Below are 22,188 nucleotides of genomic sequence, written 5' to 3' on the forward strand. Positions count from 1 at the left end.
GGGGTGGCGCCGCGGCGCCCTCCCGGCCGGCTGCGCGGAAGACCGCCGTCGGCGGCCGGGACGGCAGGATCACCAGATCTCGACGCGCTCCGCGGGGTCGATCCAGAGGGCGTCGCCCTCTGCGACGTCGAAGACCCGGTAGAAGTCACCGATGTTGCGCACGATCTGGTTGCACCGGAACTCGTTCGGCGAGTGCGGATCGATCGTGAGCAGCCGGATGGCCTCTTCCTCGCGGCTCTTCTGCTGCCACACCTGCGCCCACGACAGGAACACCCGCTGCACCCCTGTGTAGCCGTCGATCACCGGGCCGTCCTCCTGCCCAGGGCCGTCCTGCCCGGTGGCCTGGAGGTGCAGCCGGTACGCCTGGAGCGCGATGCCGAGGCCACCGAGGTCGCCGATGTTCTCGCCGATCGTCAGCGCGCCGTTCACATGGTGCTCCTCGCCGAGACCGGCGGGGACGAGCGCGTCGTACTGGGCGATGAGCGAGGCAGTGCGCTCCTCGAACGCCGCGCGGTCGGCATCGGTCCACCAGTCCTGGAGACGGCCGTCGCCGTCATAGCGGCTGCCCTGGTCGTCGAAGCCGTGGCCGATCTCGTGGCCGATCACCGCGCCGATGCCGCCGTAGTTGGCCGCGGCGTCGCGGCCGGCGTCGAAGAACGGGTACTGCAGGATCGCCGCGGGGAAGACGATCTCGTTCATGAGCGGGTTGTAGTAGGCGTTGACCATCTGAGGCGGCATGAGCCATTCCTCCCGGTCGATCGGCGCACCGACCTTGGCCAGGTGCCGGTCGTGCTCGAACGCGTTCGCCCGGCGCACGTTGCCGATCAGATCGGTCGGGTCGATCTCGAGCCCGCCGTAGTCGCGCCACACGCGGGGGTGACCGATCTTCGGGGTGAACGCATCGAGCTTGGCGAGGGCACGCTCGCGCGTCTCGGGACTCATCCATTCCAGCGTCGTGATGCTCTGCCGGTACGCCTCGATGAGATTGGCGACGAGCTCGTCCATCGACTCCTTCGCCGCGGAGGGGAAGTGCCGCTCGACGTAGACGCGCCCGATGGCCTCGCCCAGCGCGCCCTCGGTGACGGACACGCCGCGCTTCCAGCGCTCGCGGATGGTGGGCACGCCGCTGAGCTCCGTGCCGTAGAACGAGAAGTTCTCGGCGACGATGTCGTCGGTGAGGTACGGCGCGAGCGCGTGCACCGCGTGGCTGCGCAGCCAGGCCTTCCAGTCGTCGAGCCGCTCGGGAGCGAGCAGCTCGCCGAGCCCCGTCACAGAGCTCGGCTGGCACACCACGACCTCGGCGAAGGCATCGGGGTGACCGGGCGCCACGCCGTCGAGCCACGGGGAGAGGTCGAGGCCGATCAGCGTGTTCAGCTCGGCCCAGGTGAGCAGGTTATAGGTCTTCACCGCATCGCGGGAGGCCACGTTGTCCCAGTGGTGGCCGGCGATCTCGGTCTCCAGACCCATCGTGCGCTCCGCCACCTCAGCGGCGTCCGCCCGACCGGCCAGCGCGAGCAGGCGCTCGAGGTGCGCACGGAACGCGGTGCGGGTGCTCTCGAAGCCCTCCTGCCGGTAGTAGCTCTCGTCGGGAAGGGAGAGCCCGGCCTGCAGGATGAACGGCACCGCGCGCTCCGGGTTGCCCGGATCCGGCTCGACGAACATGCCGAGCAGCGCGAGCAGACCCTCCCGCTCGAGCTCGCCGATCAGGCGGAGCAGAGCGGGGATGTCATCGACCGCATCGATCCGCGCGAGCACGGCTTCCAGCGGAGCGAGACCGAGCGCGGCGATGCGCTCGGTGTCCATGAAGCTCGCGTACAGATCGCCGATCCGGCGCGCCGGGTCAGCCTCCGGCGCCCCCTGCGACTCCTCGATGATGGCTCGCACGTGCTTCTCGGCCTGCTCTGCGAGCAGAGAGAACGACCCCCAGCGGGCCTTGTCGCCCGGGATATCGGTGCGGGCGATCCAGGCGCCGTTCACGTGACGGAAGAGGTCGTCCTGCGGGCGGACAGCCTGGTCGATCTCGTCGAGGGCAAGGCCGGAAGGGAGCAGATCGGTCATGCGTTCCAGGATAGGTGCGGCGTCCGACATCTCGGCCCGTCCGAACCGTGATTCCCAACTCAGGCACGGGGGCGCCCTGCACCCCCGACACGCCGCGGCGCGGCCCGCCAGCCGTGGTCTCTCCTGAGTTCGGTCGCCGCGATCGCGGCGACCGAACCCCAAAGCCGGACGTCGACCATAGGCTCGTGGGGTGCCCGATGCCGCCTCCCGCCCCGCGCGCCGACCGCCGTCGCTGAACCGCGAGATCCTGCGCCTCGCCGTGCCCGCGCTCGGCTCCCTCATCGTCGAGCCCGCTTTCCTGCTGGTGGACGCCGCACTCGTGGGCCACCTCGGGACCGTTCCGCTCGCCGGCCTGGGCATCGCCTCTGCCGTGCTCCAGACGATCGTCGGCCTCATGGTCTTCCTCGCCTATTCGACGACCCCGGCCGTCGCACGCCGCTTCGGTGCGGGAAAGACCGGCGACGCCGTCTCGGTCGGGATCGACGGGATGTGGCTGGCAGTGGGCCTCGGGGCGATCCTCGCCGTCGCCGGTGTGCTCACCACGCCGTGGCTCGTCTCTCTCTTCGGGGCAACGCCCGAGGTCGCGGAGCAGGCCGAGATCTACCTCACGATCTCGATGTGGGGCCTGCCGGCGATGCTCGTCGTGTTCGCGGCGACCGGGCTGCTGCGCGGGATGCAGGACACCATGACACCGCTGTGGATCGCCGGGCTGGGCTTCGGGGCGAACGCCCTGCTCAACGCGGTGTTCATCTACGGCGTCGGGTGGGGCATCGCCGGCTCCGCCGTCGGCACCGTCGTCGCCCAGTGGGGCATGGTCGCCGCCTATGTGCTGGTGATCGGGCGCCTCGCGCGCCGGCACGGGGCGTCGGTCACAGCGCAGCGCGCGGGTATCCGCGGTTCCGCGCGCTCGGGCGGCTGGCTCTTCCTTCGCACCGTGAGCCTGCGCTTCGCGCTCCTGATCACGGTCGCCGTGGCCACCGGGCTCGGCACCACAGAGCTCGCGGGCTGGCAGGTGGTCTTCACCCTGTTCTCGACGGCCGCCTTCGCTCTCGACGCGCTCGCGATCGCGGCGCAGGCGCTGATCGGCAAGAGCCTCGGCGCCGGAGATCCCGCAGAAGCGCGGCACGTGCTCGGCCGCACGGTGCGCTGGGGACTGTGGTTCGGCGCGGCGGTCGGGGTCGTGCTGGGCGCACTGTCCGGGCTCGTCGGCCTGGTCATCACGGGCGATCCGGAGCTGGCCGCCCTCATCCAGCCCGCGATGATCGTGCTCGCCGTCTCGCAGCCCATCGCCGCGGTGGTGTTCGTCTTCGACGGTGTGCTCATCGGCGCGGGCGATGCCCGCTATCTCGCGCTGGCCGGCGTGCTGAACCTCGTCGCGTATCTTCCGGCGGTGTGGATCGTCGCCGCGGCCGCCGTACCGGGCGCCGCAGGGCTGGCCTGGCTGGCCACCGCCTTCTTCGGCGTCTATATGATCGCCCGCCTGGTGACGCTGGGCCTGCGCATCCGAACCGGCCGCTGGATCTTCGTCGGCGGCTGAGCACGACAACGCCGCCCGCGGTGTGGCTCTGGTCCGCGTGCCGCCGCGCCTGCCGCCGGCGCGTTCCGGTCCCGCCCGCTCTCCGCAACCGGCCCGCCGGTGACGTTATCCCCCTCTTCCGGCGACGGCCGGAACGAAGCGCAACACCTCTGGAAGCGTGGACAGGACGACGGCAGAATAGAGGAGTGTTGACGATGAACGAACCGCACGTATGGGTGCTGATCGGCGTCTTCGCCGCGGCGCTGTTCGGGATCCTGACCCTCATGTCGACGATGTTCGTGCGCGTCGTCCGTGCGGAGATCAGCGGCGTTCGGGGCGAGATCAGCGCGGAGATCAGCAGCCTGCGCGGCGAGGTCCGCGCAGTGCACACCCGGATCGACAGCCTCGACCGCGATGTCAGCGCGATCACCAAGCACATCTTCGGACTCGACAGAGGAGAGGGGGCATGACCACCGACTGGCGGGCGGAGCGCGTCGCGGCGGTTCGGGCCCTCATCCTGCGGGCGGCGCCCGACATCGTCGAAGAGGTCAAGTGGCGCAAGCCCTCGAATCCGGGCGGCGTGCCCACCTTCTCCCGGAACGGGCTGATCTGCACCGTCGAGACCTACCGCGAGAAGGTCAAGATCACCTTTGCCGCCGGAGCAGCACTCGACGATCCTCATGGCGTCTTCAACGCCAGCCTGGACGCCGGAACGCGTCGCGCCGTCGATCTGCGCGAGAACGACGATCTCGCGGAGGACGCCTTCGTCGACCTCGTCGCCCAGGCCGCTGCCCGCGGCGAAGAATAGCCCCAGGGCCACCCTCCGGAGAAAACAACCTCCCAGACCGGCCAGCGATCCTGTAAGGTAGGAGCACCGGTCGCGATCGCATCGCCATCTCCGGTTGTTCCCCGCTCATCTCGCCACACGATGCCCTTCTCGCGCATCAGGCCCGCTTCACCAGCTCAACGAGATCGCCAACGAAGGCATCTCCCCAGACGAATCGATTAGTCATCTCCCCAGCTCAACCCCCGCGGCTCGCCTCCTCGCTCCCCTGCGGGATCGCATGCGCAGCACCGCACCACCAGCGCAACCCGACCCTTCAGTGGCGTCAGGCCGCTGACGACGTGTTCACCGCCACGATGGACGGCGAGTACGGCGGTCACATCGTGGTCGCCGATGCGGACACACACACGGCCTTCGGGCCGACCGGACGCCCCCTCGGCGACCACCCCACCCTCGATGAGGCGCAGCGCGTCCTCGAGGACGCGCTGCTCGCGCCGGCCATCGCGGTCGACCCGCGCGCCGCCCACCGAACTCCCCGTCGCCGTCCGCGGCGGGGCCGCAAGGATCACAGCCGTGGTCCACGACACAGAAGGAATGACGTCATGGCCACTGGCACCGTCAAATGGTTCAACTCCGAAAAGGGCTACGGATTCATCGCCCCCGACGACGGCTCTGCCGACCTGTTCGCGCACTTCAGCGCGATCACCGGCAACGGCTACCGCAACCTCGAAGAGAACCAGAAGGTCGAGTTCGACACCGAGGCAGGCCAGAAGGGCCCGCAGGCGACGAACATCCGCGCTCTCTGAGAACGCAACCCGGAAGGGCCTGGACCACTCGGTCCGGGCCCTTCTGCATACCCGGCGCGGCATATGGATATCGGTAGCGTGAGGTAAGCGAACGGCACCCGCCCTTGGCTCCATCCCGACGAAGACGTCCCGCCGAGAACAGGTGCCATCATCGCCGCTTCTGCAACAACCGTTCCCGCCTCCCGGATGGGTCCGGTCCGCCAGACCTACGCCAGCAAAGACTCCTTCCCGCCGATCGGGCGGGCCTACACCCAGCTTTCGCAGGTCGTCCGGGAAACGGGCCTGCTCGGCCGGACTCCCTGGTTCTATGCGCTCGTCGGCGCAGCGATCGCCGGGGCGTTCGGCGGCGCGATCACCGGTTTCGTGCTGCTGGGCGACAGCTGGTTCCAGCTGCTGATCGCCGCCGCGCTCGGCGTGCTCTTCACCCAGGTCGCCTTCCTGGCCCATGAGGCCGCACACCGTCAGATCCTCCGCTCCGCGGGCGCGAGCGACCGACTGGCCAGAGTGCTGGCGTGCGGCGTGGTCGGCATGAGCTACTCGTGGTGGGATTCCAAGCACTCCCGCCACCACGCGAACCCCAACAGGGTCGGCAAGGACCCGGACATCGAGGTCGACACGATCTCGTTCCTCGAGACGGACGCGGCAGAGGCGCGCGGTCTGCGACGGCTGATCACCCGCAAACAGGGCTGGCTGTTCTTCCCGCTGCTCACGCTCGAGGGCCTGAACCTGCACTACATCAGCATCCGTCACCTGTTCAGCCGCGAGCCCGTGAAGGGACGGTGGATCGAGCTCGCGATGATCGTCACGCGCTTCGCCGTGGTGCTCACGCCGATCTTCCTGCTGCTCCCGCTCGGGATGGCCTTCGCGTTCCTGGGGGTGCAGCTGGCGGTCTTCGGTGTGTACATGGGCGCGTCCTTCGCCCCCAACCACAAGGGGATGCCGGTGATCGCACCGGACGCACGGCTCGACTTCTTCTCGAAGCAGGTGCGCACCTCGCGCAACATCCGCGGCGGATGGTGGGCGACCTGGCTGATGGGCGGATTGAACTACCAGATCGAGCACCACCTGTTCCCGAGCATGGCGCGACCGCACCTGGCCCGGACCCGCGAGATCGTGCGCGAGTACTGCCGCACGCTCGATGTGCCCTACACGGAGACGTCCCTCGGGCGGTCGTACCTGATCGTGATGCGCTATCTGAACGAGGTCGGCCTGGCCGCTCGCGATCCCTTCGACTGCCCGATGGTGGCGCAGTACCGGCGGGTGTGATCCGAACCCGCAGCGCACGAGCGGGATCGGCGGCCACTGCTCGGATCGGATTCGCCCGACGCAGAAGCCGCGACCGGCTGCCTCGATCCACCCGTGACTGACAGAATGGTGGCCCCGACGGCGAAGGATGCCATATTGGCACAGCGGTGGGATGCCGTTGCGCGCTTGACTTCCCCCATGACCGACGCTTCGCTCCCCCTCGTCCCGCACTGGATCTCCGGCGCAGAGCACCCGGGCGCCTCGACACGCCGTGGCCCGGTTTTCGACCCGGCGCTGGGTGTCCAGACCGCCGAGGTGCCGCTGGCCGACGCCGCCGACATCGACCTGGCCATCAGCACCGCCGCCGCGGCGTTCCCCGCCTGGCGCGACACCTCGATCGCCAAGCGGCAGGCGATCGTCTTCGCGTTCCGCGAGCTGCTCAACGCCCGCAAGGATGAGCTCGCCGCGATCATCACTGCTGAGCACGGCAAGGTGCTCTCGGACGCGGCCGGGGAGATCGCGCGCGGCTTGGAGGTCGTCGACCTCGCCTGCGGCTTCGCGCAGTTCCTCAAGGGCGAGTACAGCGAGCAGGTCTCCACCGGCGTCGACGTGTACTCGCTGCGGCAGCCGCTGGGCGTGGTCGGCATCATCTCGCCGTTCAACTTCCCGGCGATGGTGCCGATGTGGTTCTTCCCCATCGCGATCGCCTCCGGCAACGCCGTCGTCCTCAAGCCGAGCGAGAAGGACCCGTCCGCCGCCCTCTGGATCGGCCGGCTCTGGAAGGAGGCGGGTCTGCCCGATGGCGTGTTCACGGTGCTGAACGGCGACAAGGAGGCCGTCGACGGGCTCATCGAGGATCCCCGAGTGGCGTCGATCAGCTTTGTGGGGTCCACTCCGATCGCTCAGGCCATCTACGAGGGGGCCGCCCGGCACGGCAAGCGCGTGCAGGCCCTCGGCGGCGCCAAGAACCACATGCTGGTGCTCCCCGACGCCGACCTTGACCTCGTGGCGGACTCGGCGATCAACGCCGGGTTCGGTTCGGCAGGCGAGCGGTGCATGGCGGTCTCCGTCGTCATCGCCGTCGACCCGGTCGCCGACGCCCTGATCGAGAAGATCACCGACCGGATGGCCGCTCTGACCGTCGGCGACGGGCGCCGCGAGAGCGACATGGGCCCGCTCATCACGCGCGAGCACCGCGACAAGGTCGCCGGCTACATCGATGTCGCCGCGGCGGACGGCGCTGACGTCGTCGTCGACGGGCGCGGCGTCGCGGCCGACGGCGACGAGAACGGTTTCTGGCTGGGCCCGACACTGCTCGACGCTGTTCCCACCACCAGTCGCGCCTACACCGAGGAGATCTTCGGGCCGGTGCTCTCGATCGTTCGCGTGAACAGCTACGACGAGGGCCTGGACCTGATCAACTCCGGTGCGTTCGGCAACGGCACCGCGATCTTCACCAACGACGGCGGGGCTGCCCGTCGCTTCCAGCGCGAGGTCCAGGTCGGAATGGTGGGCATCAACGTGCCGATCCCGGTACCGGTCGCCACCCACAGCTTCGGCGGGTGGAAGGCCTCGCTGTTCGGGTCGAGCAAGGCGTATGGCAGGGCCGGCTTCGAGTTCTTCACGCAGGAGAAGGCGATCACCTCGCGCTGGCTCGACCCGATTCACGCCGGCATCAACCTGGGCTTCCCCCAAAACTGACCCCGCCCGCGAGCGGCCAGGGTGTGTCGTCATTTCACGAAAATTACGACACACCCTGGCCGCTCGCGCGGGTGAGTTCGAGGGCGGACCAGAGCTCGGAGCGCGCGCCGAAGGTCGACAGGTCCAGGTTCAGCACGTCGCCCAGGGTCTCGATGCGCGCGCGCAGCGTGTGCCGGTGGATGCCGAGACTCCGCGCCGCCGGGTCCCAGGCGCCGTTGGCATCGAGCCAGGTGCGCGCCGCCGCGAGGAGCCGTGATCGCTCCGGCTCATCGACGGTGTCGAGGGGCGTGAGCAGTCGTCGCGCGACGAGCTCTCCCCCGTTCGCGCGTGCGGCGCCGAGGATGCCCGCCTGCGCGGCGTCCTCGAAGCGGGCGAACGCGCCGGTATCCGCGGTGGCGGCCGTCTGCTGAGCCTCGGCCAGGGCGCGGCCGAAATCGGCCCAGCCCGCCGGCGCCGACAGGCCGACGGCGAGCCGGTGCCGCTGCAGCACCGGCTCCAGCGCGGCCATGCCCTCGTCGTCGGCGATCAGGATGAGGTCGCCGTCTCGCTCGGCGAAGAACAACCGACCACGGGCGCTCTCCGCCCGCCACTCCAGCTCGTCCAGGAGCGACTGCCCCGGCACGGGGCCCGCCGCGAGCGCGACACGGAACGGCTCGGCGGGCAGCTCCCCCCACACCGCCCGCGCAGACCGACGCGCGACGGCATCGGCACCCGCTGCGATGAGCTCGAGGATGCCGGTGCGCAGCCGGCGGCGTGAGGCGTCCAGGTTGCGCTGCTGCTCCAGGGCGATGCTGGCGAGCGCGATCACGCTGCCCACCAGGTCGTTCTCGGCCGGGCCCAGGGGCGCGTGAGCGCCGACCGCGAGAACGCCGCGCAGCCGACCACCCTGCCCGATGGTCTGCAGGGTCGCCTCCGACGCACCGCGCACCCGAACCGCCGCGGGCATTCCGCGGGCCAGGAGCGTGGCGACCTCCGCATCGACCTCCGCGGCGAGCGCCGCCGGCGGCGACACGAGCCCCGGCACCCGCACGCGGCCGCCGACCGCGTCGTAGAGGACCACCCAGGCATCCATGCGCCGGGCGAGCGTGCGCAGGATCTGCCGCAGCCCGTCGTCGCGCACCGCGGCGCGCGCGACCGCCCGCTGCGCTTCGAGCGACCAGGAGAGCCGGGCGCTGCGCTCCCCGGCGATCACATCGGCCACATGACGTGCGATGCCCATGAAGGGGATGCTGCCGCCCACCTCGAAGAGGGCGAGCCCGGCGTCGCGGCAGGCGGTGATCACCGTGTCCGGCACCTCGGGGTGGATGACCTCGCGCGACATGCCGAGCCCCACCGCACCGTGCGCACGGAGGCGGGCGACGTAGGCGAGCGGATCCGTCCCGCCGCGGCTGTCTGCGGCGCCGGCGAACTGTGCGCCATCGGTGAGGAGGAGCTGGCCCGGTTCCATCCAGGGGGTGGGGTCGGCGTGGTCAGAGCTGTGCACCCAGGAGATGGCTCGGTCGAGGGCGTCGTCGTCCGGAGTGTGCAGCAGGCGCAGCCCGAGCTGCCGTTCGGCGAGAAGGGCTCGCAGGGTGGCAGGCATGGAGCCTCCTTCCGGCGCAACGGGGTGTTCTGCCAGACCGGCGCGATCACCGGGGTGACTCGCCAGTCTGTCGATCCATCTCCGACAATATCGACAATTGCGCCAGCGCGACATCATCGCTGCGGGGCGCACACTGGGCCCATGACCGCTCCCACGAATGCCTCCGTCAGCGAACGCGACCGCCGCAGCGTCTTCCACTCCTGGTCGGCCCAGGGGGCGCTCAACCCCATGCCGTTCGCCGGTGGCGAGGGCAGCGAGCTGTGGGACGTCGACGGGCGCCGCTACCTGGACTTCTCGAGCCAGCTGGTCAACACCAACATCGGGCACGCGCACCCGAAGGTCGTCGAGGCGATCCAGCGGCAGGCCGCGACCCTCGCCACGATCGCCCCGGCCAACGCCAACGAGACCCGCGCACACGCGGCAGAGCTCATCCTCGAACGAGCGCCGGAAGGCTTCACCAAGGTCTTCTTCACCAACGGCGGCGCCGATGCGATCGAGAACGCCATTCGCCTGGCGCGCATGACCACGGGACGCGACAAGGTGATCTCGCGCTACCGCTCGTACCACGGCAATACCGGGGCGGCGATTGTGGCGACCGGCGACTGGCGCCGCATCGAGAACGAGTACGCGACCGGTCACGTACACGTGTTCGGTCCGTACCTGTACCGCACCGAGTTCTGGGCCGCCTCGGAGCAGGAGGAGTCCGAGCGGGCGCTGCGCCACCTCGAACGCACCATCCAGGCCGAAGGCCCCGAGACGATCGCGGCGATCCTCCTCGAGACCATCCCCGGCACCGCCGGGGTGCTCGTGCCGCCGCCCGGATACCTCCGCGGGGTGCGCGAGATCGCCGACCGGTACGGCATCGTGTTCATCCTCGATGAGGTCATGGCGGGCTTCGCCCGCACCGGAAACTGGCTCGCGCTGGATGCGTTCGACGTGCGCCCCGATCTGATCACCTTCGCGAAGGGGGTGAACTCCGGGTACGTACCGGTGGGCGGCGTGATGATCTCGGAGGCGATCGCCTCGCAGTTCGAGGACCGCGTCTTCCGCGGCGGCCTGACATACTCCGGCCACCCGCTCGCGATGGCGAGCATCGTCGCATCGATCACCGCGATGGCCGAGGAAGGCATCGTGGAGAATGCCGCGCGGATCGGCGCAGAGGTCATCGGCCCCCGTCTCACGGCGATCGCGGAGAGCGAGCCGCTGGTCGGCGAAGTGCGCGGTTCCGGCGTGTTCTGGGCCGTCGAGCTCGTGACGGACCGGGAGACCCGCGAGCCGCTGCCCGCGTCGGGGATCGCGGCGCTGAAGAGCGCGATGCTCGAACGCGGTGTGGTGGGCTTCTTCGCGGAGAACCGCCTGCATGTCGTGCCGCCCGCGATCATCACACCGGAGGAGGCCGGCCGGGGGCTCGATGTGATCGCGGAGTCGCTCGCCCTCATCCCGCGCTGATCAGGACAATGCGCCGGGTCAGGGTCGGCATCGGGTGCGGCATTTAGACTTCGCCCATGCCAGATCCCTCACCCCGCCGCGCCCGGCGCCGTGTCCAGCGGCGTCGGCAGGTCGCGCTGGGCACGGCCATCCTGCTGGTGGTCGGAGCGCTCGTCGCCGCGGCGATGTATGTCGCGACGCGCGCCGATGCACCGGACTCGCAACCAGCGCCGGCGGCGGGCTCGACCTCGCCGACGCCCACCGCATCCGCTGCACCGCTGACGCCCGCAGAGGAGCTCCTGGCGACGACGGACGACCCGGCAGCGTGCGCGGTGTCGTTCCAAGGCGAGGGGATCGACCTGCCGCCGCAGCTGCAGACCGGCGGCGGGCTGTTCACGGCGCTGCCGATTCCGGATCGGGACGGACGGGTGTTCAACGGCTGGTATCCCAGCGCGGATGCCGCAGCCGACGCCGCTTCCGACGCCCGCGTGAACGGCGCGGACATCGTCGCCTGCGACGACCAGCGCCTCACGCTCCACGGCGCCTGGCTCACCGCCGACGCCGCCGCGGGGCTCGGCACCGAGGTCCCGATCCTGATGTACCACCAGTTCACGACGCGACCGGAGGGCGAGGACGGCTGGCTGCGCGGCAACTACGCCTACATCGGCGACGTCGAGGCCCAGATGGCGTACATCGCGCAGGAGCGCTTCTACCTGCCGACCTGGGATGAGCTCGAGGCCTTCATCGACGGCCGCCTCGCCCTGCCGCCGCGGTCGGTCATCATCACAGACGACGACGCGGACCACACCTGGTTCGAGCTGGCGGTGCCGGTCATCAACCGCTATCAGCTGCTGGCGACCTCCTTCGTCATCACCTCGGCACGACAGGCCCCGACGCCGTCGGTATGGGTGCTGCAGCGCTCGCATACGCACGACATGCACCGCGCGGGCGCCGACGGGAACGGGCTGCTGGTCAACGCCTCGGCCGCTGAGATCGCCGCAGACCTCGCGCGGTCGGCGGAGATCCTCGGTGCCGCCGAAGTGGTGGCGTACCCCTTCGGTCACTACAACGACACGACAAGAGACGGGGTGACGCAGGCCGGGTTCACCCTGGGGCGCACGATCGAGCCGGGAACCGTCGTGCCAGGCACCGACAAGCTGGCGCTGCCCGTGGTGCGCATCGACTACGGCACGACGGTCGACGACCTGATCGCCGCGATCGGGTGACGCCGGGCGGCTCTGCCGCTATCTCCGACGGCGGTAGACCACCAGGGAGTGGAAAAGATAGCGCACCACGAACGCCGCAGCGAGGGTGATCGCCGCGGCGAGGATGCTGGACAGATGCCACGCTTCGACCAGGATCGCCAGCACCGGGATGCGCAGGGCGGCCTCGATGTTGTTGAACGTGAAGGACGCCGCGAAACGCGCAGGGAGACCGGCCGCCGTGCCCGTCATATCGGCGAAGACGAAGCGTTCCTGCAGGATGAAGTTGCCGATGATCGTCGCCTCAGCCGCCACGATGGCCGCGGCGATGTAGCCCACCCCGGCCGTGGTCAGCGCCCACATGATCGCGAGGTTCGCCACCGCGCCGATCGCGCCGATGAGCGCGAAGAGCGACATCTTCCCGAAGCGCAGCCGGGCGAGCTGCGCGAGGAAGGCACGCCCCTGGCGCATGCTCGCCTTGGAGACCCCGCTGCGACGCGGCGCGAACTCCATCGGCACCTCGGCGATGCGCAGGTCGGAACGCACCAGGACCTCGAGCAGGATCTTGAAGCCGCTGGGGCGCAGCGCGTCACGGTCGACGGCCCGCAGGTCCACCAGGAAGAACCCGGTCATCGGATCGGTGCAGGCCGCGAGCCGGTGCGGGAACATCGCGCGGGTGAGCCACGTCGATGCCCGGGAGACGCGGAACCGCAGCGCGGTGCCCAGGCCCGTCCAGTCGCCGCCGCCGATGTAGCGCGACGCGATCACGGCGTCGGCATCGCCAGCCGCGAAGCGATCGAGCATGACCGGAAGCAGCTCCGGCGGATGCTGCAGGTCGCCGTCCATCACGATGCACACGTGTCCGCGCGCCTCAGCCATGCCGCGGGTCACCGCGCCGCTCAGCCCGCCCGTCGCCTCGGCCCGGTGGATGACGCGGACCGGCAGCGGCGCCGTCTCCGCGACACGGCGCACCTCGTCGTCCGTGCCGTCCGTGCTGTCGTCGACGAAGAGGATCTCCGCTGCGCGACCGTCGAGGGCTGCCGCACAGCGTGCCACGAGCTCGGCGACATTCTCGCGCTCGTTGAAGGTCGGTACGACGACGGTCACCGCCAGGGCGGTGGGCGCCTGCTCCGCGACGGGGTCGTCGGCGAGCGCCTCGTCCATGCGTTGTCCTCCGGCATCCGTCGCTGACATGCACGGTCATCGCACATGCCCGTCCATCGTCGCACGCGGGAGCCAGGAGAACGCCGCGACGGAAACCGTGGCGGCGGATCTCTGGCCCGACGACCACGGGTGGGGTCGCCCGCGCGGCCCGGGCGACGCCACGACGGCGGTACGCTCGTCGCATGAGCACTCCTGAAGCGGGCAGCCTGACCATGTTCGGTGCAGAGTGGTGTGGCGACTGCCGTCGCACCAAGCGTCAGCTCGATGAGCTGGGCGTCGCGTACACCTACATCGACCTCGAGGCCGATCCGTCGGCCGCCGACGTCGCGCGCGAGATCTCGGGCCGCACCAACATCCCCGTCGTGGTCTACCCCGACGCCACCCACCACGTCGAGCCGACCAACGACGACGTCGAGGCGAAGCTCCGCGAGCTGTCGCTGCTCTGAGCTCCCCTCCCCGAGCCTCCGCGCCGCGATGAACACCTCCCCCGCCGCCCCGGCCGCAGCCCTGCTCGACACGGCTCGGCTCGACGGCGAGATCGCCCGCCTCGAGCAGGGCGCGCAGACCTGGCGCGCCCTCACCCTCGAGCAGCGGGCGCGCCTGCTGCGGGCAACACGCAGCACCGTCGCGGGGGCGATGGACGACTGGGCGCGCATCGCCGCCGCATCGAAGGGGCTCGAGCCGCGCCACCGGCTGCGCGGCGAGGAATGGCTCAGCGGCCCGTACGCCGTGCTCACCGCGCTGGACGCGTACGCGGACACCCTGGACGCGCTGGCTGCGGGGCGCACCCCGCTCGACCGCGTTCGGATCACCCACGCCCCGGGCGGCCGGGCGCGGGTCAACGCCTTTCCCCTCAGCGCCGGCGACGCCTTCCTGCTCTCCGGCTTCACGGGTGAGGTGTGGCTCGAACCGGGCGTGACTCGCGGAGAGGCGCGGGCGCGCGCCGGCCTCGCCCAGCGCACGCCGGGCGCATCCGGTGGCGTCGGTCTCGTCCTGGGCGCCGGCAACATCACCGCGATCCCGGTGCTCGACGTGCTCACCGAGCTGCTCGCGCACAACAGGGTGAGCCTGCTCAAGGTCAACCCGACGCAGGATGCCCTCGTGCCCGTCTTCGCACGCGCCCTCGCCCCGCTGATCGGGGCCGGCCTGGTGGGCATCGTGCAGGGCGGCGCGGACGCCGGCTCCTTCCTCACCGGACATCCGGCGTTCTCGCACGTGCACGTGACCGGCTCCGAACAGACGTTCGACGCGATCGTCTGGGGCACCGGAGCGGAGGCAGAGCGCCGGCGCCGCGACGACGACCCCCGGCTCCGGGTGCCCATCTCCGGCGAGCTGGGCGGCGTCGCCCCGGTCATCGTCGTGCCCGGCCCGTGGACGGAGGAGGACCTGCGGTTCCAGGCCGGTCATATCGCGACGATGCGCCTGCACAACAACGGCCACAACTGCCTCGCCGGGCAGGTCGTGATCGTCTCGGAGGACTGGCCGCAGCGGGAGCAGTTCGTCGCCGAGCTGCGGCACGCGTACGCCACCGCTCCCGAACGCCCGCAGTGGTATCCGGGAACCGCCGCCCGCGTGCAGCAGGCGGCGTCCGCCTACCCCGGAGCGCAGGAGCTCGGCGACCGCCTGCTCATCGAGATCGGCGAGGACGACGACGCCACCCTCCTCGAGCAGACCGAGAGCTTCGCCCCGGTGCTGGGAGTCGTGACGCTGCGGGGAACGGGCCGTTCCTTCCTCGACGCCGCGATCGCGCACGCCAACGAGGCCCTCGCCGGGACGCTCGCCGCCAACGTGCTCGTCGACCCCGAGACCGAGCGGGCCCTGGGCGACGATCTGGACAGATCGCTCGCCGAGCTGCGGTACGGCTCGATCGCGGTCAACACCTGGACCGCGTTCGCGTTCCTCATCCCGACGCTCACGTGGGGCGCGTTCCCCGGCGGCACCCGTGCCGCGGTCAGCAGCGGCATCGGCACGGTGCACAATGCGCTGTTGCTCGACGGCGTCGAGCGCACGATCGTGCGCGGCCCCTTCCGTCCCTTCCCGCGCTCGTGGCGGGGCTTGCTGGGCGGAAAGGACCGCGCGACGATCCTGCCGACGCCGCCGTGGTTCGTGACGTCGCGCACGGGCGCTCAGGTCAGCGAAGGCCTCACCCGGTTCCGTGCGCACGGCCGCCTCGGCGACCTCGTCCGCACCCTGTTCCACGCACTGCGCTCCTGAGCCCACCGCGCGCGGCTCGCACATGCACGCCTCGCTTGCACCGCCTGCGCGGATGGGTGCGCGGCAAGCGCACATGTGCGAGCGAACCGGCGGAGCGAACCGGCGGGCGGCCGCCCGGTCAGATGGCCGGGATATAGCCGTTGGGATTGAGCACGTACTTCTTGGCGGCCCCCTGGTCGAACGCGGCGTACCCCTGCGGGGCGTCGTCGAGCGAGATCGGGGTGGCGTTCACGGCGCGCGCGATCTGGACCTTGTCGTGCAGGATGGCCTGCATGAGCTGCCGGTTGTACTTCATGACCGGACACTGACCCGTCGTGAACGCCAGCGACTTCGCCCAGCCGAGACCGAGCCGGATCGAGAGGGAGCCGACCTGGGCCGCCTCGTCGATGCCGCCGGGGTCTCCTGTCACGTACAGACCGGGGATGCCGAGCGCGCCGCCGGCCTCCGTGATGTCCATGAGCGCGTTGAGCACCGTCGCCGGGGCCTCGTGCCCGGCGTCAGAGCCGTGCCCGCGCGCCTCGAAGCCGACAGCGTCGACGCCGCACTCGACCTCCGGGACCCCCAGGATCTGCTCGATCTGATCGCGCGGATCGCCCTGCGACACGTCGACCGTCTCGCATCCGAACGAGCGCGCCTGGGCGAGCCGATCCGCGTTGAGGTCGCCGACGATCACCACCGCCGCGCCCAGGAGCTGCGCTCCCACCGCTGCGGCGAGCCCGACGGGGCCCGCTCCGGCGATGTACACCGTGGACCCGGGGCGGACGCCGGCGGTGTAGGCGCCGTGGAAGCCGGTGGGGAAGATGTCCGAGAGCATCGTCAGGTCGAGGATCTTCTCCAGTGCCTGATCGCGATCGGGGAAGACCAGGAGGTTCCAGTCGGCGTACGGCACGAGCACGTACTCGGCCTGCCCGCCGACCCATCCGCCCATGTCGACGTACCCGTAGGCGCTGCCCGGTCGATCGGGGTTGACGTTCAGGCAGATGCCGGTCTTGCCCTCCTTGCAGTTGCGACAGCGCCCGCACGCGATGTTGAACGGGACGGAGACGATGTCGCCGACCTTGACGAACTCCACGTCCGGACCGACCTCGACCACCTCGCCGGTGATCTCGTGCCCGAGGATGAGACCCTCCGGCGCCGTCGTGCGCCCGCGCACCATGTGCTGATCGGATCCGCAGATGTTCGTCGACACGGTTCGCAGGATCGCCCCGTGCGGCACCTTGCGTCCGATGTTGGCCGGGTTCACGCCCGGCCCGTCTTTGAGCTCGAACTCCGGGTAGGGGGTGTCCACGACCGCCACGACTCCGGGTCCCTGATATGCCACCGCTCGATTGCCAGACATCTTCGTCCTCTCCGCCGTTGGATGGGTGCGGCGCCGCGCGCCGCACCTCCAGCGTCGCTCACGGGCCCGGAGGGGTCGATCCCGCCCCTGGGCCGTTCCTCCCACCCGAACGGGTAGGCAGCGAGAGCCGTTGCGGCTATGCTGCCGCGCATGCCGGACAATGGCCCGCTGTGCACAGAGCACATGCTCCGCGATCTCGTCGAGGTCGTCACGGCGCCCGGCCCCGAGGTGCCGCGTCTGCTGTCCGACCTGCTGTTTCCCTTCGTCGCTCACAGCGCGCTGCTCATGCTCGCCGCCGATGCCACGGGTGCATCGACATCGGGCGCCGGGGAGGCAGCGTTCGTCTCCGGGGTGCGATTCCTCGATCTCGAGGATCTGCGGCGGGCGATCCCGGCCGGCACCATGCGCCCCGGCTACCGCGAGATCGACGGAGCGCCGGTGCCCACCCTCGACGCCCTGTCGCGCAACGGCGCCCTGCTGGTGATCGCCCGGCCGCGCGCGCAACCGGAGACGGAGCCGACGATCCTGCAGATCTGGAACGTCGTCGCGTTACGCGTGCAGGAGCTGGCCGACGAGGCGCCCCCCAGCTATCTGCAGGTCGCCCGGGCAGCGTCCGGCGTGCGAATGGAGGGGCTGGCCGAGCTCGCCGACCAGTACGCGACGACGCTCGAGACCGTGCTCGGAGCGCTGCGCTCCCCAGCCCTGGACGACCGGTCTGCACGCGCGATGGCCACCGCCGCCGCCGCGGCCGGCATGGTGCATCTGCGCACCGCGAGCGATCGGGTGCGCACGGCTGCGGAGGAGGCCGTGACAACGGCGTTCTCGCGCCTGCAGGACGACCTGCGCCCGCTGGTGCGATTCCACGATCTGGCGGTCGAGTTCGTCGAGCCGCCGGTGGACGGACGCCCGCTGCCCAGCGAGATCGCCCACGGAGCGCGTGCGGTGGTGCGGGGATTCATCCTCGGCCTGGCCGACACCCCCGGCGTGCGCCGGGTGCGGGTGCAGTGGGGGTGCGACGGGACGAACCTCCTGGTGGACCTGCGCGACGACGGCCCCGGCGAGGACCAGGGCGATTCGACGCGGTTCCAGCTGCTGCGTCAGCGGGTGCACGCGATGCACGGACGGCTCACCACTGATGCGACGCCCGGCTGGGGTACCGAGATCTCGATCGTGATCCCGCTCGATCCGCCCCACGTCAGCTCGGACTCGGTGGCCGCGTGGGGCCTGAGCACCCGGGAGATGGACGTGCTGCGCCTGCTCGCCGCCGGCCGCCGCAACCGCGAGATCGCCGCGGAGCTGGGCATCAGCGAGAACACCGTGAAGTTCCACCTGGCCCGGGTCTTCGGCAAGCTCGGTGTCTCGTCGCGCACGGAGGCCACGGCGCTGTTCCTCGAACAGGCGGCGCTGCTCTGACACCGCCCCTGGCTCGCACATGTGCGAGCGAAGCGCGGGGACGGCTCGAGATCAGCGGGGGCGGCGGACGATCAGCGGCGTGCCGCTGAGCGGGTCCGGTATCACGATGCTGTCGATCCCGAAGACCGCGGCGACGAGCTCGGCGGTCAACACCGCGGCGGGCGGGCCCTCGGCGACGATCGCCCCCTCCTTCATCACGATCAAGCGGGTGGCATAGCGCGCGGCCTGATTGAGATCGTGCAACACGGCGACCAGGGTGCGCCCATGCTGCTGGTGCAGCTCGTCGAACAGGTCGAGCAGCTCGTACTGGTGGGCGATGTCGAGGAAGCTCGTCGGCTCGTCGAGCAGCATGATCCCGGTCTCCTGGGCGAGCACCATGGCCACCCACACGCGCTGACGCTGACCCCCGGAGAGCTCGTCGACCAGCCGCGTGGAAAGGTCCGCGGTGCGTGTGGCCGCCAGCGCTGCCGCCACGGCATCCGCATCGACGTCACGCCACTGGCGCATCAGCGTCTGATGCGGGAAGCGACCGCGGGCGACGAGCTCGGCCACGGTGATGCCGTCCGGCGCGAGCGACGACTGCGGGAGCAGACCCAGTCTGCGGGCGAGCTCCTTCCCCCGGAACGAGGCGACATCCGCGCCGTCCAGCAGCACCCGGCCGGTGCGGGTGGGGATCAGGTGGGCCAGGGTCCGCAGCAGCGTCGACTTGCCGCACGCATTGGGGCCGATGATCACCGTGAAACCGCCATCGGGGATGCTCACGCTGAGATCATGCGCGATGACCCGCTCGTCATAACCGACGGTCACCCCCTGCGCGCACAGCCGGGCTGGCGTGGTCTGGCCGGAACCGGGCACGTCGTTCATCCTCTCCTCGCCTCTCGCACGAGAAGCCAGACGAAATAGAAGCCGCCGAGCGAAACGGTCATGATGCCGACCGGCAGCGGTGTCGGCGCGAACAGGCGCTGGGCGGCGAGGTCTGCGGCCAGCAGCAGCACGGCCCCCACGAACGCGGACGCCGTGATCGTGGGGGACGCGGCCCGAGTGAGCCGGCGCGCGATCTGGGGCGCCACGAGAGCCACGAAGGCGATGGGCCCGGCCGCCGCGGTGACCAGCGCGGTCAGCGCGACGCCGAGGAGCATGAGCAGCATCCGGTCGCGCTCGGCGCGGCTGCCGAGCGCGCGAGCCGCATCGTCGCCGAGTTCGAGCTGACGCAGCGTCGGGCCGGCGGCGACCGCGAGCGGCAGCAGCGCCATGCACAGCACCACGACCGGCAGCAGCTGGTCGTACCCGAGACCGGACAGCGTGCCAGCGCCCCACACCGCAGCGCGCATGGCCACGTCGAGCTCTGCGCGGATGATCAGCAGCGTGTTGATCGCCGCAAGGGTGGCGGAGACGCCGATGCCGACGATGATGAGCCGGAAGCCCTGCACCCCGCGTCGATAGGCCAGCAGATACACGGCGGCGGCGGTGATCACCCCGCCGAGGAGAGAACCGGCCGCGGTGAGCAGATACCCGCCCCCGCTGAGCACGATCGTCACGAGCGCCCCCGTGTACGCACCGGTGGAGAAGCCGATGATGTCGGGTGAGCCCAGCGGATTGCGGGTGAGCGACTGGAAGATCGCTCCGCTCACCGCCAGGCACGCACCGAGCAGCAACGCCAGCAGGATGCGCGGCAGCCGCCACTGCACCACGACGATCCTGGCCCGCTCCGGGCCGCCGCCCCCGAGCGCCGCAAGCACGTCACCGAGGGGGACAGCGGCGTCGCCGGTGGCGAGCGAGACCAGCATCAGCACCAGGCACAACGCGAGCGCGATGAGCGCGACGACGACCGTGCGGATGTTCACCCGCCACGCTCCGCCGGCCAGCCGAATCCGCACGCCCTGCTCGCGGAAGAGCACCGGTTCTGCGCGGCCGCTCACAGCCCGCTCACCTTCGTGCGCCGTGCCAGCACCACGAGCACCGGCGCCCCGATGAGCGCGGTGACGATGCCGGCCTGCACCTCCTGCGGGGCGACGACGACGCGGCCGAGCACATCGGCCGCCGTCACCAGCACCGGCGACAGCACGAGCGTGAACACCAGGATCCACCGTTGATCCGGCCCGACGAACCACCGGCAGATGTGAGGCACCATCAGGCCGACGAAGCCGATCGGCCCGGCTGCGGCCGTGGCGGAGCCCGCGAGCAGCGTCACCGCGACGATCACGAGGATGCGGGTGCGCAGGATGCGCGCGCCGAGGGCGCCAGCCAGTTCGTCGCCGAGGGCGATGATGTTCAGCGACGGCGAGAGGACGAGGGCGAGGACCGTGGCGGCCAGGATGAACGGCGCGACCGCCGCGATGATGTCCCATCCGCGCCCGGACAGCGAGCCGGCGCCCCAGTCGCGCATCTGGTCGAACGCCCCGGGGTTGAGCAGGGTGATGCCCGACGTGATGCCGCCCAGCAGCGCGCCGACGGCGACGCCGACGAGGGTCAGCTGGAGCGGCGACACGCTCCCGCGCCCTGTGCTGCCGAGAAGATAGACCACGACGGTCACGACCGCGGCGCCGGCGAAGGCGAACCACACGTAGCCGTGGATCGAGGAGACCCCGAAGAACGCGATGCCGATGGTCACTGCGAAGGCCGCCCCGGCGTTGACGCCGAGGATGCCGGGGTCGGCGAGCGGGTTGCGCGTGAACGCCTGGATGAGGGCACCCGCGATGCCCAGCGCGACACCCACGACGATGCCGAGCACCGCACGGGGCACCCGCGTCTCGCGCACGATGTAGGCGTCGTTGTCGTCGCGCGCTCCCGTCAGCGCATCGACGACGACCTCGGGCGGGATGGGCTTGGCGCCGAGGGCCAGACTCGCGGCGACCACCAGCACGAGAGCGAGGAGGGCGAGGGCGAGCCACAGCAGTCGCCGGCCCCCGGAACGCGCGATGACGCCCCGCGCTGCGGGGGCAGCGATGGCCTGATCGGTCGCCATCAGCCGAGGTCGGCGGGCCGGTCGCCCGTGCGGTCCTGCGACCAGTACCCGATCGCGTGGTGACGGTCGCGGGCCAGACCCAGGCGGTTCCGCAGATCACGTCGGATGGCGCGGCTCGCCGACGCCTCGCATGCGACCCACGCGTACCAGGGCACACCCGGATCGCCGATGCGCTCGACCTCCGCGGCCAGCTTGCTCGGCGCGATCCCGTTGCCGGTTCCGGTGCACCAGACGGAACGTACATCCGCCGCGCTCGTCAGCGGCGGCACGTCGGCGGGATCTGGCACCTCGCCGATCACCACCGCACTGATGCCCGCGTCGAGTCCCTCGACGATCCGGCACAGCCCCGGCACGCCGGTCGCATCGGCGACGAGGAGCTGGAAGCGCGCGTCGGAGGGCGGGGCATAGTACGACGACGAGCGCTCCTCATCGAAGACGCCGATGATGTGGCCCTGCTCCGCCCGCTCGGCCCAGCTCGACGCGAGGCCGCCCTCGTGCACGACGAAGTCGATGTCGAACCGGCGCCCCTCGTCGTGCACAGCGCGCACGGTGTAGTGCCGCCACGGCGGCTCCTCGCCCGTCCAGCCCCGCCCGTACTCGGGTGCGTTGAACACGTCGATGTCGGCCACGGTCTCGCCGGGGCGGGGAAGGGCGATGTCGATCCGCTCATCGCCGAGGCCGTCGACGTGCCAGCGCCACCCGCCCACGGCCTCGAGGCGAACGCGCACCAGGTGCGGGGAGAGGCGGAGCGTGCTGATCACGCGCGCGGGG

The 22,188-nt window shown here is 70.9% G+C and carries 19 protein-coding genes; 11 read left to right on the forward strand and 8 right to left on the reverse strand.

Features of this window, described 5'->3' with window-relative positions; translation table 11 throughout:
- Positions 1 to 69: 69 nt before the first annotated feature.
- Positions 70 to 2,058: a M13 family metallopeptidase gene (locus AC3RXY_RS02400; protein ID WP_491509278.1), complete on the reverse strand. Its 1,989-nt coding sequence runs from the start codon at positions 2,056 to 2,058 to the stop codon at positions 70 to 72.
- Positions 2,059 to 2,248: 190 nt separating this feature from the next.
- On the opposite strand from AC3RXY_RS02400, the gene AC3RXY_RS02405 reads away from it, so the two are divergent.
- The 6 genes from AC3RXY_RS02405 (at position 2,249) to AC3RXY_RS02430 (ending at position 8,110) form a co-directional block, all read left to right on the forward strand.
- The gene (locus AC3RXY_RS02405) at positions 2,249 to 3,595 is read left to right on the forward strand and encodes an MATE family efflux transporter (RefSeq protein WP_491509279.1); all 1,347 of its coding nucleotides are present in this window, start codon (positions 2,249 to 2,251) and stop codon (positions 3,593 to 3,595) included.
- Positions 3,596 to 3,789: 194 nt separating this feature from the next.
- Complete coding sequence (locus AC3RXY_RS02410; RefSeq protein ID WP_491509280.1) at positions 3,790 to 4,044, forward strand: hypothetical protein; 255 nt, start codon at positions 3,790 to 3,792, stop codon at positions 4,042 to 4,044.
- The gene (locus tag AC3RXY_RS02415) at positions 4,041 to 4,382 is read left to right on the forward strand and encodes a DUF1801 domain-containing protein (protein WP_491509281.1); all 342 of its coding nucleotides are present in this window, start codon (positions 4,041 to 4,043) and stop codon (positions 4,380 to 4,382) included. The genes AC3RXY_RS02410 and AC3RXY_RS02415 overlap by 4 nt, the downstream gene beginning before the upstream one ends.
- A gap of 578 nt (positions 4,383 to 4,960) precedes the next feature.
- Positions 4,961 to 5,164 carry a cold-shock protein gene (locus AC3RXY_RS02420; protein WP_491509403.1) on the forward strand — a complete coding sequence of 68 codons (204 nt, stop codon included), beginning with the start codon at positions 4,961 to 4,963 and terminating at the stop codon, positions 5,162 to 5,164.
- Positions 5,165 to 5,350: 186 nt separating this feature from the next.
- Entirely contained in the window at positions 5,351 to 6,430 is a 1,080-nt protein-coding gene (locus tag AC3RXY_RS02425) for a fatty acid desaturase family protein (RefSeq protein ID WP_491509282.1), read from the forward strand.
- A 177-nt stretch (positions 6,431 to 6,607) separates the two neighbouring features.
- Complete coding sequence (locus AC3RXY_RS02430) at positions 6,608 to 8,110, forward strand: CoA-acylating methylmalonate-semialdehyde dehydrogenase (protein WP_491509283.1); 1,503 nt, start codon at positions 6,608 to 6,610, stop codon at positions 8,108 to 8,110.
- A 43-nt stretch (positions 8,111 to 8,153) separates the two neighbouring features.
- Here the strand turns inward: AC3RXY_RS02430 and AC3RXY_RS02435 are convergent, their stop codons facing one another.
- Positions 8,154 to 9,692: a PucR family transcriptional regulator gene (locus tag AC3RXY_RS02435; RefSeq protein WP_491509284.1), complete on the reverse strand. Its 1,539-nt coding sequence runs from the start codon at positions 9,690 to 9,692 to the stop codon at positions 8,154 to 8,156.
- A gap of 141 nt (positions 9,693 to 9,833) precedes the next feature.
- Here AC3RXY_RS02435 and AC3RXY_RS02440 point away from each other — a divergent pair, with 141 nt between their 5' ends.
- Positions 9,834 to 11,141: an aspartate aminotransferase family protein gene (locus tag AC3RXY_RS02440; RefSeq protein WP_491509285.1), complete on the forward strand. Its 1,308-nt coding sequence runs from the start codon at positions 9,834 to 9,836 to the stop codon at positions 11,139 to 11,141.
- A 56-nt stretch (positions 11,142 to 11,197) separates the two neighbouring features.
- A complete protein-coding gene (locus AC3RXY_RS02445) occupies positions 11,198 to 12,346 on the forward strand; it encodes a polysaccharide deacetylase family protein (protein WP_491509286.1) in 1,149 nt (382 codons plus the stop codon).
- A gap of 18 nt (positions 12,347 to 12,364) precedes the next feature.
- Here AC3RXY_RS02445 and AC3RXY_RS02450 read toward each other — a convergent pair whose 3' ends face one another.
- The gene (locus AC3RXY_RS02450) at positions 12,365 to 13,516 is read right to left on the reverse strand and encodes a glycosyltransferase (RefSeq protein ID WP_491509287.1); all 1,152 of its coding nucleotides are present in this window, start codon (positions 13,514 to 13,516) and stop codon (positions 12,365 to 12,367) included.
- 152 nt (positions 13,517 to 13,668) lie between these two features.
- Between AC3RXY_RS02450 and AC3RXY_RS02455 the strand changes: the two genes are divergently transcribed.
- Together AC3RXY_RS02455 and AC3RXY_RS02460 are read left to right on the forward strand one after the other, a co-directional pair.
- Positions 13,669 to 13,932, forward strand: coding sequence for a glutaredoxin family protein (locus tag AC3RXY_RS02455; protein WP_491509288.1), 264 nt, complete (start codon positions 13,669 to 13,671; stop codon positions 13,930 to 13,932).
- Positions 13,933 to 13,960: 28 nt separating this feature from the next.
- Positions 13,961 to 15,700, forward strand: a complete 1,740-nt coding sequence (locus tag AC3RXY_RS02460) for an aldehyde dehydrogenase family protein (RefSeq protein ID WP_491509289.1) — start codon at positions 13,961 to 13,963, stop codon at positions 15,698 to 15,700.
- A 118-nt stretch (positions 15,701 to 15,818) separates the two neighbouring features.
- Here the strand turns inward: AC3RXY_RS02460 and fdhA are convergent, their stop codons facing one another.
- Positions 15,819 to 17,039 (reverse strand): formaldehyde dehydrogenase, glutathione-independent, encoded by a 1,221-nt coding sequence (gene fdhA / locus AC3RXY_RS02465; protein ID WP_491509290.1) that lies wholly within the window; start codon positions 17,037 to 17,039, stop codon positions 15,819 to 15,821.
- 150 nt (positions 17,040 to 17,189) lie between these two features.
- Between fdhA and AC3RXY_RS02470 the strand changes: the two genes are divergently transcribed.
- Positions 17,190 to 18,452 carry a helix-turn-helix transcriptional regulator gene (locus tag AC3RXY_RS02470; RefSeq protein WP_491509291.1) on the forward strand — a complete coding sequence of 421 codons (1,263 nt, stop codon included), beginning with the start codon at positions 17,190 to 17,192 and terminating at the stop codon, positions 18,450 to 18,452.
- A 51-nt stretch (positions 18,453 to 18,503) separates the two neighbouring features.
- Here AC3RXY_RS02470 and AC3RXY_RS02475 read toward each other — a convergent pair whose 3' ends face one another.
- From AC3RXY_RS02475 to AC3RXY_RS02490, 4 genes are read right to left on the reverse strand one after another with little or no spacing between them, the layout of a single operon-like run.
- Positions 18,504 to 19,316, reverse strand: a complete 813-nt coding sequence (locus AC3RXY_RS02475) for an ABC transporter ATP-binding protein (RefSeq protein WP_491509292.1) — start codon at positions 19,314 to 19,316, stop codon at positions 18,504 to 18,506.
- Positions 19,313 to 20,371, reverse strand: coding sequence for a FecCD family ABC transporter permease (locus AC3RXY_RS02480; RefSeq protein WP_491509293.1), 1,059 nt, complete (start codon positions 20,369 to 20,371; stop codon positions 19,313 to 19,315). The genes AC3RXY_RS02475 and AC3RXY_RS02480 overlap by 4 nt, the downstream gene beginning before the upstream one ends.
- Complete coding sequence (locus AC3RXY_RS02485) at positions 20,368 to 21,417, reverse strand: iron chelate uptake ABC transporter family permease subunit (protein ID WP_491509294.1); 1,050 nt, start codon at positions 21,415 to 21,417, stop codon at positions 20,368 to 20,370. The genes AC3RXY_RS02480 and AC3RXY_RS02485 overlap by 4 nt, the downstream gene beginning before the upstream one ends.
- A complete protein-coding gene (locus AC3RXY_RS02490) occupies positions 21,417 to 22,178 on the reverse strand; it encodes a siderophore-interacting protein (protein ID WP_491509295.1) in 762 nt (253 codons plus the stop codon). Before AC3RXY_RS02490 ends, AC3RXY_RS02485 begins: the two co-directional genes overlap by 1 nt.
- Between the last annotated feature and the right edge of the window lie 10 nt (positions 22,179 to 22,188).

Source organism: Microbacterium longlingense, assembly GCF_058349825.2.

Bases quoted from the DNA above. Each gene is read 5' to 3' on its own strand.
- AC3RXY_RS02400 (WP_491509278.1), bottom strand. From the start codon at position 2,058: ATGACCGATCTGCTCCCTTCCGGCCTTGCCCTCGACGAGATCGACCAG.
- AC3RXY_RS02410 (WP_491509280.1), top strand. From the start codon at position 3,790: ATGAACGAACCGCACGTATGGGTGCTGATCGGCGTCTTCGCCGCGGCG.
- AC3RXY_RS02415 (WP_491509281.1), top strand. From the start codon at position 4,041: ATGACCACCGACTGGCGGGCGGAGCGCGTCGCGGCGGTTCGGGCCCTC.
- AC3RXY_RS02420 (WP_491509403.1), top strand. From the start codon at position 4,961: ATGGCCACTGGCACCGTCAAATGGTTCAACTCCGAAAAGGGCTACGGA.
- AC3RXY_RS02425 (WP_491509282.1), top strand. From the start codon at position 5,351: ATGGGTCCGGTCCGCCAGACCTACGCCAGCAAAGACTCCTTCCCGCCG.
- AC3RXY_RS02430 (WP_491509283.1), top strand. From the start codon at position 6,608: ATGACCGACGCTTCGCTCCCCCTCGTCCCGCACTGGATCTCCGGCGCA.
- AC3RXY_RS02435 (WP_491509284.1), bottom strand. From the start codon at position 9,692: ATGCCTGCCACCCTGCGAGCCCTTCTCGCCGAACGGCAGCTCGGGCTG.
- AC3RXY_RS02440 (WP_491509285.1), top strand. From the start codon at position 9,834: ATGACCGCTCCCACGAATGCCTCCGTCAGCGAACGCGACCGCCGCAGC.
- AC3RXY_RS02445 (WP_491509286.1), top strand. From the start codon at position 11,198: ATGCCAGATCCCTCACCCCGCCGCGCCCGGCGCCGTGTCCAGCGGCGT.
- AC3RXY_RS02450 (WP_491509287.1), bottom strand. From the start codon at position 13,516: ATGTCAGCGACGGATGCCGGAGGACAACGCATGGACGAGGCGCTCGCC.
- AC3RXY_RS02455 (WP_491509288.1), top strand. From the start codon at position 13,669: ATGAGCACTCCTGAAGCGGGCAGCCTGACCATGTTCGGTGCAGAGTGG.
- AC3RXY_RS02460 (WP_491509289.1), top strand. From the start codon at position 13,961: ATGAACACCTCCCCCGCCGCCCCGGCCGCAGCCCTGCTCGACACGGCT.
- fdhA (WP_491509290.1), bottom strand. From the start codon at position 17,039: ATGTCTGGCAATCGAGCGGTGGCATATCAGGGACCCGGAGTCGTGGCG.
- AC3RXY_RS02470 (WP_491509291.1), top strand. From the start codon at position 17,190: ATGCCGGACAATGGCCCGCTGTGCACAGAGCACATGCTCCGCGATCTC.
- AC3RXY_RS02475 (WP_491509292.1), bottom strand. From the start codon at position 19,316: ATGAACGACGTGCCCGGTTCCGGCCAGACCACGCCAGCCCGGCTGTGC.
- AC3RXY_RS02485 (WP_491509294.1), bottom strand. From the start codon at position 21,417: ATGGCGACCGATCAGGCCATCGCTGCCCCCGCAGCGCGGGGCGTCATC.